The following is a 13,122-nucleotide window of genomic DNA, read 5'->3' on the forward strand; positions in this document are numbered from 1 at the left end:
TCGTTGGGAGCTTTGGCTTGAATGACAGACGCTGTGGCCTTTTCTGTAACGGTTCATTCATTCTCACGTGCACAAAGTGCATCTGCATAGCGAATAAAACCGCACAACCACATCGGAAATTGTGATGATCTGGCCCGCGTTGGCCAAGGCCTCAGGAAGCCTGCGTCGCGCGCCTCCTGAGCCACGCGGCACGCACCTGATCGCGGATGGTTCGCTGGCTGCGACGGCTGACCAGAATCACTGATGCGACGCCCGTGGCGAGGACGATCGCCCCTCCAGCGGCCACCGCCCATCGAGCACCAAACTCCGTGCCGATCCAGCCCATCAAGGGAGCACCAATCGCCGTGCCCCCTTGCAGGATGGCAAGGTACAGGGCGAGGACCCGTCCCCGGAACTGTGGTTCCACGGACAACTGGATAGTGGTGTTGCAGCTGTTGAGGAACGTAATGGAGGCGAGGCCAACGGGGATGAGGACGGCCGCGTAGATCCAAAATGTAGGCGAGATGCTGGCCAGGAGGGTGAAGGCCCCCAGGGTCAAGGCACCCCCCAGCATGAAGCGGAGCCGGGGACCGGACCTTCGGGCGGCCAGCAGGGCACCTGCGAGTGTTCCCACAGCCATGATGGAGCCGAGGAGTCCAAACTCTTCAGGTCCCATGCCAAATTCGGCGGTGGCCATCAGGGAGTTTGTAACAGCGAAGTTCATGCCGAAGGCACCCAGAAGCCCCACCATGACGAGGATGAGGACCAGGTCCGGACGCTGACGCACGTAGCGCAGGCCCTCCGCCACTTGGTGCTTGCCGCGAACCACTGGAGTGCTCGGCTCGAGCTGGGAGATCCTGACACGGAAGAGCGAAATGATGACCGCCACAAAGCTCGCTGCGTTCAGGAGAAAAACGGGCCCTGTGCCGATCCATGCAATAAGCAGGCCGGCAATGGCCGGGCCCGTTAGCCGGGCACTATTGAATGATGCGGAATTGAGGGCCACGGCATTGGAGATTTTGTCCGGCCCTACGAGTTCGGAAACGAACGCCTGCCGGGCTGGGCCGTCAATCGCTGCAGCAATTCCGAGCGCCAGGGCGGCGAGATAGACATGCCACAATTGCGCCCAGCCCATTACCACCAGCAGGCCAACGATCAGCCCACAGATCCCCATCGCGGTCTGGGTCCACAACAGGATCACGCGCTTGCGGTACCGGTCGGCAAGTACGCCGGCATAGGGGCCCAGCAGCAGCATGGGGAGGAACTGAAGTGCCGTGGTGATGCCAACGGCCGTACCGGAGTGGTTGGTGAGGACAGTCAGGACCAGCCAGTCCTGGGCCACGCGCTGCATCCAGGTGCCGATGTTGGAGACCAGCGCACCGCCCGCCCAGACCCGGTAGTTGGGATTCTCCAAGGCCCGGAACATGGCACTCACTTGGCGCTCATTTCCTGCATGATGCGTGCGGCGCGGCTGAGCGTCAGTCGGTCCTCCTCGCTAAGTCCGGCGACGCGCTGGGCCAGCCAGGCAGTCCGTTGGCTGCGTGCTTCCGCCAGGACTTCCTGGCCTGCGGGAGTGATGCTGATGTGGACTTGCCGTCCGTCTCCCGGATGCGGCTGCCGGGCAGCGAAACCCTGGTCCGTCAAAGCGTTCACAATCCGGGTCATTGAAGGGGCCTGGACGTGCTCGCGTTCGGCCAATTCGCGGAGTGTCTGCGAGCCGGCGTTGAGGTGGGCGAGCACCGTGTACTGGCCGGGGGTAATGACATCGCCCGTGGCTTCGATGCGGAGCCTGCGCGAAGTGCGCATCACGGCGGTACGAAGATCGATGGCCAGGGTATCCGCCCGAATGCCGTCGGATTCCAGGGCTGCGGCTTGGGTTTTACTTGCTGTGCTGGTCGCGGTTGCTGGCTTGCTTGCCGTCACTGGGAGGCGCCTCCTGAGGTGCGATAATAGTTAGCAATGCTAATTAGCTCCGCTAACTATTATGCTCCTCTTCACAGCCAGCTGTCGAATGGTTCGCTTTGCCTAACGCCTCGCGGCTGTGTCCTGCGTCGATGTCCGCAGTCGATACAACGAGGTGGTGGCGGTGATGTACAGATCGCGGCCATCAGCTCCGCCAAAGCAAAGGTTGGAAACTCTTTCCGGAACATCGACGGCGGTCAGCAAGTCGCCGTCGGGCGAATACACGCGGACCGATGACCCCGCTGACGTCCACACCCGGCCCTCGACATCAACGCGAAATCCGTCTGAGGCCGCGTTGTCTTCAAGCTCAACGAACGTCCGACCCTCCCCGCAACTGCCGCCGTCAACGGGATAGACAGCGATCCGGAAAGGCACTCCCAGGCCGGGACCCGCCGTGTCAGCGACGTACAGCAGCGACTCGTCCGGAGAGAACGCCAGCCCATTGGGGTGAACTAGGTCCGTCACCACCGGCGTCAGCTCCTCCGTTCCCGGGTCGAAGCGGAAGACGTAACAACCGCCGTACTCCTGCTCGCCCTCATGTCCCTCGATGGTCCCGGGCAGGATTCCGTACGGCGGATCCGTAAACCAGACCGTGCCGTCGCCGGCCACCACGACGTCGTTGGGCGAATTGAGCCGATGTCCGCCGAACGAATCGACGATTCCCGTCACCACGCCGTCGTGATCCCGCTCAACGCGCCTGCGGCCGTGGCTGCACTGCACCACGCTGCCGTCGCGGTCGAGGGTACGCCCGTTGGTGTATTCGACGGCGGTGGCGTACTCACGCGTCCGAGCAGTGGCGGGCGTGAACTCGAGGATCCGATTGTTGGGGATGTCGCTCCAGCGAACCGTCTGCGTCGCAGGAATCCAAGCTGGCCCCTCCGCCCACACGGTGCCTTCGAACAGCTTCTCCAGGGTGTCCGTGATCAGGTTCTCCATGACTTGAGACTAGTCGTTGGCAGGTTCCGAGCTGGCCTTCCCGGCCGGTTCCGTACTGCGGCCCTTGCCCTCCGACGGCATCGCCAGAACCGCCACGACCGTGAGGATGGCACTGACAAGCACAGCCATGAAGACGGCAGCAGATGCATGCACGGTAGTTTGCGGATCGGGGCCGCCTCCTGGACCGCTGGCATAAATGGCGTTGGCCACCGCCCCGAACACGGCCACGCCGATGGAACTGCCGATGGAACGCGCAAAGAGGTTGGTCCCGGTGACGACGCCGCGCTCATTCCATTCGACGCTGGACTGGGCGGCAATGAGGCTTGGAGTTGCTACAAGGCCCAACCCGAGTCCAACGATGAAGCATGCAACCGCTACCAGCAGAACGCTGGGCGAGGAAGCGGTGAGGGCCAGGACGGCGGTGCCAACCACCGTGATCACAATGCCAATGATGGCCGTCCTCTTGAACCCGATCCGGAGGTAGAACCGGCCGGCTTGAGAGGCGCTGATAGGCCAGCCCAGCGTCAAGGCTGCCAACGCAAGGCCAGCCAGGAGGGGCGAGGTGGACAGTGCGCCCTCCAGGAAAGTGGGCACGTAGGAGGTGAGCCCCAGCATCACCGCGCCGACCCCGAAGGCGACCATCGCCGTCGTCGCCAGCAGCCTGCGCGAGACGACCCAAGGCGGCAGGACCGGCTCCGATGCCTTCCGCTCCACCAAGAGGAACGCGATCAGCACCACGGCTCCCCCAGCGAAAACGGTGATGCTGATGGGTGAGTTCCACGGCCAGGCCTGACCCCCTTGGAGTGCCCCCAGGATGAGCAGGCTCAGGGAAATCGTCAGCAGTCCGGCTCCCACGTAGTCGATGCGGTGCTTGGTACGCTCCACGTTCTCGTGGAAGGTGCGGATCAGCATCCAACCCGCCAAGAGGCATAGCGGGATGTTAATGAGGAAGATCCCTCGCCAGATTCCCAGCGATGCGAACACCCCACCAAGTGTTGGCCCCACCGCGGAAGAAACGGCCCACACGCTCGCCAGGTAACCCTGCACTTTCGCCCGCTCAGCAAGCGTGTAGATGTCGCCTGCAATGGTGATGGCTACAGGCTGGACAGCTCCCGCACCGATCCCTTGAAGCACACGGAATGCGATGAGCGCCGGCATGCTCCACGCCACTCCGCAGAGAATCGATCCGAGCAGGAAAAGGCCGATGCCGAGGAGTATGACCGGTTTGCGGCCCAGGACATCCGAGAGTTTGGCGTAGACCGGGACGGACACCGCCTGCGCCAACAGGTACGCGGAAAAGAGCCACGGGAATGAGGAGAACCCGCCGATGTCATCAACGATCGATGGCACCGCCGTGGCAACAATCGTGGCATCGATCGCCACCAGGCCCGTGGAGAGCATCAAAGCAATCAGAATGGGTCCACGACGGGATCGGAACCCGATTCCTTCCTCGGTCACTGTGCTCATCGGCTCGTCCAATCCTGCTCGTGGAGCCGCTCAAATCCGTCAAGGAGGAGGTCGAGGACAAACTCGAACTCGAATTGGTCATCGCAGCCGGACCCCACAACGGACTCGTCATCATGTGCTGCCGCCAAGGCAATCCGAAAGAGATTCGGGTAGCTCTCGGCCATCTGCATCGCCATGGCTGTCCGGACTTCCACCGGCATGCTCTGCTGTCCTCCCGCGTCCCGCCCCGCAGAGTCATCGAAGACCTCCTGGGTGAACCCCCACATCCGGCTGCCCAAGGCGTGCATGACGTGGTGCGTGAGATCGACGGATAACCCTCCCCCAAGGAACATTCCCACAAAGCCGTCCATGTATCCGAGAACAGCCGGTGTGGTGGTGGTGCGGGTCTCAATCACGGGGCGGGCCCAGGGATGCCGCAGGAGTGCCCGCCTGGCCGAAAGCACCCGGAGCCGGACCGCAGACTTCCACGGCGCATCCGGAACGGGCGGGTCGATTTCGCTGACGAGGGTGTCCACCATGCCGTCCAGGAGTTCTTCCTTGTTGGCAACGTGCTTGTACAGCGCCATCGGAACAACGCCGAGTTCCTGCGCGAGCCGACGCATGCTCAATGACTCAATTCCCACCTCGTCCGCGAGCGTGACGGCGGCCTCCAGCACGCGGTCACGGTTCAGTGGGACGCGTCGGGCTGCTTCCGCCAGCTGGGTCATGTGACATGCCTTCCGAAAAATACGGCCAGGACCGGAGTCCGGGGATTGACAGGTATACAGCGTACACCTAGCCTTGCACTCATAAAGGTGTACGGCGTACACCTCCTAGGAATCCGGTCACCAAAGAGCGCAGGGCAGAACCATGACAGCAAGAACCACCACATCCTCCCACGGGCACCGCCGGGCAAAGTGGGCGGTGCCCGCGGCATTGATCGCACTCAGCCTCATCCCGGTCATTGCCGGTGCGGCCCGTCTCTCTGAACTGACGGGTGGCGCACCCGTCACTGCGCAGAACGCCAGGTTCTTCGGTTCACCCATCCCGGTGATTACCCACATCGTCACTGTCACGGTTTACAGCCTGCTCGGGGCATTCCAATTCGTCCCCACGCTTCGACGCGGCAGGCGGTCGTGGCACCGGATGGCCGGACGCGTCCTTGTGCCGGCCGGCTTGCTCGCTGCCCTGTCCGGCCTATGGATGTCCATGTTCTACGCGCTCCCGGAAGGTGATGGCGACGCCCTCTTGGTCCTTCGGCTGATCTTTGGTTCCGCCATGGTTGCGAGCATTATCCTGGGTCTCTTTGCGATTCGCCGCCGGGACTACGCCACCCACGGCGCATGGATGACGCGCGCGTACGCAATCGCCCTGGGTGCCGGAACGCAGGCGCTGGTGATCCTGTCATGGATGCTGGTTGCGGGCCCTACCAACGAGGCAACGCGGGCAATGCTCATGGGCGCCTCCTGGGTCATGAACCTTGCGGTGGCCGAGTACGTCATTCGCAGGCGCGCCAGGATGACCGGCCAAGCCTCCCGCCCAGCGAGCCGGATCCCTAAGCCGGAAACGACGACGGCGGGCCACCCGTCGGTTCCGTGAGGAACCAAGGTGACCCGCCGTCGTCGACTGCGTTCAATTAAGAGCGAAGCCCCGGAAGACGTTAGTCGTTGATCAGATCGTGAACAACGATCGTCTGGTCGCGGTCCGGGCCGACGCCGATGGCCGAGAAGCGCGTTCCGGAGAGCTTTTCGAGGGCCAGCACGTAGTTGCGGGCGTTCTCCGGTAGGTCTTCCAGCGTGCGGGCACCGGTGATGTCCTCGGTCCAGCCGTCGAAGTACTCGAAGATCGGGACAGCGTGGTGGAACTCGGTCTGCGTCATGGGCATTTCGTCGTGGCGGACACCGTCGACGTCGTAAGCGACGCAGACAGGGATCTGCTCGATGCCCGTGAGGACGTCCAGCTTGGTGACGAAGTAGTCCGTGAAGCCGTTGACGCGGGAGGCGTGGCGGGCCAGGACGGCGTCGTACCAACCGCAGCGGCGGGGACGGCCGGTGTTCACACCGAACTCGCCACCGGTCTTCTGCAGGTACACGCCCATCTCGTCGAACAGTTCCGTGGGGAACGGGCCGGCGCCAACGCGCGTGGTGTACGCCTTGATGATGCCGATCGAGCGCGAGATGCGGGTGGGGCCAATGCCCGAACCCACGGAGGCGCCGCCTGCAGTCGGGTTGGAGGATGTGACGAACGGGTAGGTGCCGTGGTCGACGTCCAGGAACGTGGCCTGGCCACCTTCCATGAGGACAACCTTGCCCTCATCCAGTGCGTTGTTGAGCTCGAGGGTGCTGTCGATGACCAACGGGCGCAGGCGCTCGGCGAAGGAGAGGAAGTACTCCACGATCTCGTCAGCAATGATGTCGCGGCGGTTGTACACCTTGACCAGGAGTTCGTTCTTCTGGCGCAGCGAGCCTTCCACCTTCTGGCGAAGGATGGACTCGTCAAAGACGTCCTGCACGCGGATGCCGAGGCGGGCCACCTTGTCCATGTAGGCCGGACCGATGCCGCGGCCGGTGGTGCCAATGGCGCGGCTGCCGAGGAAGCGCTCGGTGACCTTGTCCAGCACCTGGTGGTACGGGGCGACCAGGTGGGCGTTGGCCGAGACGCGCAGGCGGGACGTGTCCGCGCCGCGGGCTTCAAGCCCGTCGATTTCCTGGAACAGGGCCTCGAGGTTCACCACGCAGCCGTTGCCAATAATAGGAATTGCGTTGGGGCTCAGGATGCCCGCGGGAAGGAGCTTCAGCTCATACTTCTCACCGCCAACAACCACGGTGTGCCCGGCGTTGTTACCGCCGTTGGGCTTGACCACGTAGTCAACGCGGCCACCGAGCAGATCGGTTGCTTTGCCTTTGCCTTCGTCGCCCCACTGGGCTCCGACGATCACGATAGCGGGCATGGGATCCTCCCCCATTCTTTCGGGCGAGACACTGGCCGGATGACCAGAACTCGACGCCGTACATGAGAATGCCCCGACGTTACCGGTGCAGCCTGCCGCGAGCGGCGACCTACGCAAGAGTTTCGGGGCTCTTACCAGCCAAGTTTAGCCGATGACACCGCTTTCTCTGGTGTCAAGGTGTCTTGGAAGGCGGCCGGGTGAAGTTTTCTTCAGTGAAACCCGGGACGGGCCATCTCTAAGCGGCCGGCAGGTTCCGGCAGTTGCCGCCCAGTCCAAGGATGAGGCCGGCGTTGGTTGCCACAGAGGCCGACTTGGAGGTCCACCCGTACCGCTTCACCACAATGGCGAGTTGCAGTTCCGTGCCCAGGCCAAGAAGACCGCCCAACAGATTGGTGGCAACGTCCGTGGTGTAACCGCTTGCCGCGGTCCCGGTCGTGTTCGCAGCCAACGAGTAGCCGGTGAGTGGCGCCAGGAGGGACCCCAGACCACTGGTGGAGGCCTGCATCTCTGCATCCGCCAGCGCATAGCCTTCTGGTGGTTTCCAGTAAACCCTCACATAAGCGCCCAAACCGGCAATCCCATTGTTGTACACACACGCACCGTTCAGTGTGGGAGCCGGAATGGTCACGGTGCCGAAGCTCCCCGACGAGTACTGTCCGAGTTGCCATGCCGCTTCCGTGACGGCCGGCGGGTTCACCGCGGAAAACACCACGGCGAAGGGCAACGCCACCAGCAGTCCCACCCGCGCGCGCTTGAACACATTCATCCGGCAGCACCCCGCAAACGGGCCAGCCCAAACCCGGCAGAGACCGCAACGGCGCCAAGGAGAGCAAACGCTCCCAAGCGAAAACCGGTGTCGGCCAGGATGCCCGACGACGGCCCGGCCGGGTTTCCGGGGAAGCCTCCGCTCCCAGCGTCGCCGCCGGAGCCGGCGCCGCCTGAGCCGTTGCCGCCACCGGCACCCGCCCCACCCGTGTCGTCCCCTGCCCCGTGGACGCCCACCACGATCTGCGTACGACTCCCCTGCACGTCACGGGGTACGTCCTCGGCCAACGTTGCTGTCAGGAGGACGTGGGCCTTGGTCGATTCGGCACTGCCGGGTTCCATGAGGTCCACCTGCAGGCCCGCGGCGGCGTCCAGCGATGTCCGCCCCAACAAGACACGCTGGCCTTCCGCGCAGGAGCTTCCCTCCCAGGGTTGGGAGCAGGCCTTGAGCTCCACGCTCAGGAAATCCCGCAGCACCTCCGTTGCCGCCGGCTCGGATTGCAGCCCGACTTCGAGGGAAGTGGCAGGTTCGCCGCGAACATGGACATCCACCGCCCAATCCGCGCTGCCGCCCGGGGCGAGCCGATGCACTTGGCCAGCTGGACCGGCGTCGAGCTCCAACCAACCGGAAGCCTCCCCATCGGCGGCAACCGCGGGTGGGGTACCCAGCAGCAGTCCGGTCGCAACGGCTGCTATCCACAGCCACCTACGCCGCCACATGCTGCCCGCTCCTGCGCCGGCGCGGATTGCGGGGCCAGAGGACCCACGTCACCAGCCCGGACACAGCAATAGTTGTGGCGCCGAGGACCACCGGGTTGGCGGCCGCGGACAGTGGCTGGGCGAGCCCCGGTACCGACCAGAGGACCAGCCGGACCTTCTCCACCACATAGGGTGCCGGATCCGCTTCGGTGTTGGCATCACCCTTCATGGTGATGGTTCGCGCAGATCCGTCCGCAGGCTCCACCGTTTGGACCCTGTGCGTGATGGGCAGCTTCCCCGGCCTGTCCACGGTTACGACGTCGCCTGTGTTGATCTCCCTGGCAGGGATTTCACGGACCACCGCGAGCGAGCCCGCCGGAATCCCGGGCGACATCGACCCCGTCTTGAACATGATCAGCGAGATGTTGAACAGCAGTGCGCAGATCACCGCAAGGATGCACACAGCCCCGCCTGCGGCCGCGATGTTCAACAGGATTTCCCGCAGCCGGCCGCGGAACGGGCGGCGGCTCATGAGCTTGAGGTGGCAGTAAATTGCCAGGTTGCGGTGGCGGTCTGGCCCTGCAGGGCATTGTTTGCACCAAGGGGAAGGGTGACCTCGAAGCAGAACTGCGTCGGAGCCCCGGGCAGCGTCGCTGATGCGGCGGCCAGGGGATTTACGACGCCGGCCGCCTGCCCTTGCGTGAACGGCTTTGCTCCGTCGCTGCCCACCACGAACGTTGGCGTCCCGGTAAACGACGACGCGTCGCACGTGGCCGACCGGACCACGCGGTATCGGAGTGCCGCCCCCAGGTCCGCGTTTCCGGTGCCGCTGCTGGTCACCACCGGAACCCCGAGGACCACCTCGCCGGCAACCGAGGTAGCTTTGGTCCGTATGGCGAACGGCGCATAGGCCACAGTGCCAGGGCTCATCGCGGCAGCGGCGAACACCAGAGTGCCGCCCGGGGACACGTCGTTGGTGTTCCATGCGCCTGCGGCGCTGTACGGCTTGGTGACATTGGATTCCGTTTGGAAAACGCTCGCCCCGAAGGAGCCACCGGCGAAGTCGCTGTCAGTCCAGGACGCCAGGGTCACGGAGCTGCCGAGCCCCAGCACCAACGCCCCGGCGAGGATCGCACGGACGCGGAGGACAACCGCACCGTGCTTGGTCTTGGCTTGTCGACGGCCCATGGATCACTGCGATTGCGCGGCGAATTCCCAGGTGGTGGTCCCGGTTTGGGATTGGACGAGGTCATCGTCGGCCGTGATCCGGAAGCACAGGTTCACTGGATCGCCCGGATTGGTGCCCGCTCCCTGCGTCAGCGCAAACGTGACACTGCCCGGCGTCGTGCCCAGTACCTGTCCGGCTGCCACCAACGTTGTGTCCACCGGTTCAGCGCACCCAAAATCCGTCGATTGCGTGAGGGAGTACGTGAGGCCGGTCAGTGCACCCGTCGATGCTTCAGTTGAGACCGTGACCGTGGCGTCGTTGGTGGTGGCGTCATCCAGCCTGACCGCGAAGGGGGCCGTGACCACGTCCCCGGGTGAGAGGTTGGACGGCGTGGCAGTGAAGCCAAGCGTTGCCGGCGCCGTCACCGGGTTCTCTCCGAACGCGGCGCCGTCCGTGCTGCCCTCAAGGTTGAACGCACCGGCGGTGAAGGTACCTTGGGCAAATTCGGAGTCATTCCATGCTGCCAAGGTAATGGCAGCCCCTACTCCCAGTACCAGGCCACCAGCCAGGAAGGCGCGGACCTTGGGTGCCTTGCCATGACGCTGCCTTGTTTCCGGTGAAGCTACTTCATTTGCAACCATTGTTCCCCCGAGATGAGTGTTGGCGCGTGACGGGTCGCCAAATGACTCCCCTTCCAACCCATCATCTACTCGGACGGACATCAGCAGCCCTGACCGGCACTTAAGGGTTAATCACTCACCGGCCACGAACTGCAGCGCAGCTTCGGCGAACGCGGGCCACTCTTCGTTGGAGGAAAAGGGTACTTCAACCCAGTCCTTGAACGGGCGCTTCATTCCTGACGGATCAAACAACACCGCGCCCGGCAGCTCAAGCGCACGGGCGTGCTCCGCGGTGTCCCGGCCGAGTTTGAAGACCACCTTGTCGCCGTTCAAACAGGCCAACGCCTTCTTGTTCAGCATGAGCGAATTGGCCCCGAACATCTTTCCCATGACGACGCCGGCCGCGGCAAGTTCTGCGCCCAAGCCCTCAAAAGCGGAAACGGCGGCAGCCGACGGTTCTTGTTTCTCCATATGCCGCATCATGCACGACCCCGCGGGCCGTCGTCGAGACTTGACCGCCGCCGTCGAGATACCCGCCACGTTTCCGGGCAACACGCCGCGTCGCATTTCGGGGCGCGCCGGGACAGGCCCCGTTAACCCCCATAGTCCGGTAAGGTTAGTTAGCCCCCAACAGCACCCTTTGAGGTTCGGCTGCGGCATGCCCGCGGCCCCTTGGAATGGTGCGCTGTAACACCTAGGAGACCTAACCCCTGATGCAAGAACTGGCGACTGAATCACCCGAAGAAATCCTCTGGAACCGCCGCTACGAACCGCACATCGCCGAGGTCAACGAGTTGTGCGACTCCATCAAGGAGCAGAAGCCGGGCAGCGAGGTCCTTTACATCGACCCCGCCCACAGCATGGATGACTGCCGCATCGTCAGCCTTTTCTCCAATCAGCGCACCAACACCGGCGAGGGTTTCATCACCCCGGGTGACGACGAAGCCGGCACCCGCATGCTCGGCATGCAGTGGCAGCTGGGCCTCCGCCCCGAGCTCATGATTCCGTGGAACGCGTACCCGTGGATCGAACCCACCGAGGAACCGGGCAAGCTCACGCCGGCCAACATCACCGAAGGCCTCAAGCCTTTGCTGCGTCTCCTCCAGCTCCTCCCGCGCACCTCCGCACTGGTAGCACACGGCAATGAGGCACACCGCCTCGCCGACCAGCTCATGAAGGCTGCTCCGGCCAGCATCGCCCGCCGCGGGTTCAAGACCTTCAAGGTCCGCTCGCTCGGTGGCCGCTCCTTCGCCGGCACTCCGGCACGCCAGCAGGAATACCTGGATGCCATCCACGGCGCCTACGCCGAGGCCATGGCACGCACGGGCATCCCCCGCAAGGCCTAGCCGTACCCAACTGAGTCGCATTTGTGCGCGTTTTGAGCGCTCAATACGCGCACAAATGCGACCTACTTGGGCGAATTAGCGACGACGGCGGCCCTCACCTTTTGGTGGGGGCCGCCGTCGTACGTTGGGGTGCTTGTTTTGGAGTGGAGGCGTTAGCCGACCAGCATGCTCCGGAGGTCCTTGAGGATCAGCTGGGCGCCGGTGGGGCCGAGGCCGAGGAACCAGACGTCGTCGCTGACGGCCTTGGCCTGGCCGGCTTTGACGGCACCGAGCTTAGGCCAGACAGCGCCTTCAACCACGGACGTTTCGCCGGTGGCAGCGGGGTCACCGTAGCTGCTGTAGAAGATCCAGTCTGCATCCCCTTGCTCGATGTTTTCGGCCGAAATCTCGGCGGCGAGTTCGTCAATATTCTGGTTCTCGGGACGGGCCAGGCCAGCGTCCTTCAGGATGACGCCGATCAGTGACTTGTTCGCATAGAGTCGGATCTTGCCCGGCAGGAAGCGGACCAGCGAGATTTTGGGATCGCCCTTGACGTCTGCCTTGAGGGCGTCCGCTTCCGTTTGGTAGTCGTTCAAGGCCTTGACGGCTTTGTCTTCCTCGCCCAAGGACTTGCCCACCAGGAGGAAGTTCTCCTTCCACGGGAAGCCGGGGCGGATGCTGAAGACTGTGGGAGCAATGGCGGACAGTTGCTTGTACAGTTTGTCGGCGCGGAGCTGGCTGCCCAGGATGAGGTCCGGCTTCAGCGCAGCGATTGCTTCGAGGTTCAGGTCCTGGATGGTGCCAACCGAAGCCACATCCTTGACCTTGTCAGCCAAGTACGTGGGGACAGGGTTGGCGCCTTCGGTGGTGGCCATCCCTACCGGCGTGATGCCGAGGGTCACGACGTCGTCCAGCTCGCCGGTGTCGAGGACCACCACGCGTGTGGGCTTCTTCTCCAAGGTGGTCTCACCGTTGGCGTGCTTCAGGGTACGCGGGAAAACGCCGGGGGCGGCGTCCGTGCCGAGCTTGGCCGTTTCCTGGTCCGCAGTAGTGAACTTGGATCCGCCCGTTGCAACATCCGCGTTGCCGGCACTGGAGCCCGAGCCACCACTGGCGCCGCAGCCCGCAAGGAGGCCAGCTACCAAGGCGACTCCGGCCACCTTCATGGAAAGCTTGCGCATGCGGGAAGCCTTACGCGGCTGTACTTCAAAATCGTCATTTTTCACTGGGTAAGGCTAACCTAATTAAGGCACACTTCCGTGACGTTGTGAC

At 63.9% G+C, this 13,122-nt stretch carries 15 protein-coding genes; 2 read left to right on the forward strand and 13 right to left on the reverse strand.

The features are described 5' to 3' along the window. Positions 1 to 151: 151 nt before the first annotated feature. From GVL04_RS12970 to GVL04_RS12990, 5 genes are all read right to left on the reverse strand, one after another. Entirely contained in the window at positions 152 to 1,414 is a 1,263-nt protein-coding gene (locus GVL04_RS12970; RefSeq protein ID WP_159705063.1) for an MFS transporter, read from the reverse strand. Beyond that, positions 1,411 to 1,785, reverse strand: a complete 375-nt coding sequence (locus GVL04_RS12975; protein WP_159705378.1) for a MarR family transcriptional regulator — start codon at positions 1,783 to 1,785, stop codon at positions 1,411 to 1,413. The genes GVL04_RS12970 and GVL04_RS12975 overlap by 4 nt, the downstream gene beginning before the upstream one ends. 219 nt (positions 1,786 to 2,004) lie before the next feature. Further along, a complete protein-coding gene (locus GVL04_RS12980) occupies positions 2,005 to 2,877 on the reverse strand; it encodes an SMP-30/gluconolactonase/LRE family protein (RefSeq protein ID WP_159705066.1) in 873 nt (290 codons plus the stop codon). 9 nt (positions 2,878 to 2,886) lie between these two features. After that, entirely contained in the window at positions 2,887 to 4,344 is a 1,458-nt protein-coding gene (locus GVL04_RS12985; protein ID WP_159705069.1) for an MFS transporter, read from the reverse strand. Next, entirely contained in the window at positions 4,341 to 5,051 is a 711-nt protein-coding gene (locus GVL04_RS12990; protein WP_159705072.1) for a TetR/AcrR family transcriptional regulator C-terminal domain-containing protein, read from the reverse strand. Before GVL04_RS12990 ends, GVL04_RS12985 begins: the two co-directional genes overlap by 4 nt. Before the next feature lie 142 nt (positions 5,052 to 5,193). Here GVL04_RS12990 and GVL04_RS12995 point away from each other — a divergent pair, with 142 nt between their 5' ends. Continuing rightward, the gene (locus GVL04_RS12995; protein WP_159705075.1) at positions 5,194 to 5,922 is read left to right on the forward strand and encodes a DUF2306 domain-containing protein; all 729 of its coding nucleotides are present in this window, start codon (positions 5,194 to 5,196) and stop codon (positions 5,920 to 5,922) included. Between the two features lie 61 nt (positions 5,923 to 5,983). Here the strand turns inward: GVL04_RS12995 and GVL04_RS13000 are convergent, their stop codons facing one another. The 7 genes from GVL04_RS13000 to GVL04_RS13030 form a co-directional block, all read right to left on the reverse strand. After that, positions 5,984 to 7,273: an adenylosuccinate synthase gene (locus GVL04_RS13000; RefSeq protein ID WP_011773318.1), complete on the reverse strand. Its 1,290-nt coding sequence runs from the start codon at positions 7,271 to 7,273 to the stop codon at positions 5,984 to 5,986. 235 nt (positions 7,274 to 7,508) lie between these two features. Next, positions 7,509 to 8,039: a hypothetical protein gene (locus GVL04_RS13005; protein WP_159705078.1), complete on the reverse strand. Its 531-nt coding sequence runs from the start codon at positions 8,037 to 8,039 to the stop codon at positions 7,509 to 7,511. Next, positions 8,036 to 8,758 (reverse strand): hypothetical protein, encoded by a 723-nt coding sequence (locus GVL04_RS13010; protein WP_159705081.1) that lies wholly within the window; start codon positions 8,756 to 8,758, stop codon positions 8,036 to 8,038. Before GVL04_RS13010 ends, GVL04_RS13005 begins: the two co-directional genes overlap by 4 nt. Beyond that, entirely contained in the window at positions 8,745 to 9,269 is a 525-nt protein-coding gene (locus tag GVL04_RS13015) for a signal peptidase I (RefSeq protein WP_159705084.1), read from the reverse strand. The genes GVL04_RS13010 and GVL04_RS13015 overlap by 14 nt, the downstream gene beginning before the upstream one ends. Further along, positions 9,266 to 9,925: a SipW-dependent-type signal peptide-containing protein gene (locus GVL04_RS13020; protein WP_159705087.1), complete on the reverse strand. Its 660-nt coding sequence runs from the start codon at positions 9,923 to 9,925 to the stop codon at positions 9,266 to 9,268. Before GVL04_RS13020 ends, GVL04_RS13015 begins: the two co-directional genes overlap by 4 nt. Positions 9,926 to 9,928: 3 nt before the next feature. Further along, on the reverse strand, positions 9,929 to 10,546 hold the full coding sequence (locus GVL04_RS13025) for a SipW-dependent-type signal peptide-containing protein (protein WP_159705090.1): 618 nt from the start codon (positions 10,544 to 10,546) through the stop codon (positions 9,929 to 9,931). 111 nt (positions 10,547 to 10,657) lie between these two features. After that, positions 10,658 to 10,996, reverse strand: a complete 339-nt coding sequence (locus tag GVL04_RS13030; protein ID WP_159705093.1) for a hypothetical protein — start codon at positions 10,994 to 10,996, stop codon at positions 10,658 to 10,660. 242 nt (positions 10,997 to 11,238) lie between these two features. Here GVL04_RS13030 and GVL04_RS13035 point away from each other — a divergent pair, with 242 nt between their 5' ends. Continuing rightward, positions 11,239 to 11,871, forward strand: a complete 633-nt coding sequence (locus GVL04_RS13035; protein ID WP_159705096.1) for a uracil-DNA glycosylase — start codon at positions 11,239 to 11,241, stop codon at positions 11,869 to 11,871. A 152-nt stretch (positions 11,872 to 12,023) separates the two neighbouring features. Here GVL04_RS13035 and GVL04_RS13040 read toward each other — a convergent pair whose 3' ends face one another. Continuing rightward, the gene (locus GVL04_RS13040) at positions 12,024 to 13,031 is read right to left on the reverse strand and encodes an ABC transporter substrate-binding protein (RefSeq protein ID WP_159705099.1); all 1,008 of its coding nucleotides are present in this window, start codon (positions 13,029 to 13,031) and stop codon (positions 12,024 to 12,026) included. Positions 13,032 to 13,122: the final 91 nt, after the last annotated feature.

The organism is Arthrobacter sp. 18067 (assembly GCF_902706295.1).
Taxonomy (GTDB): Bacteria; Actinomycetota; Actinomycetes; order Actinomycetales; family Micrococcaceae; genus Arthrobacter.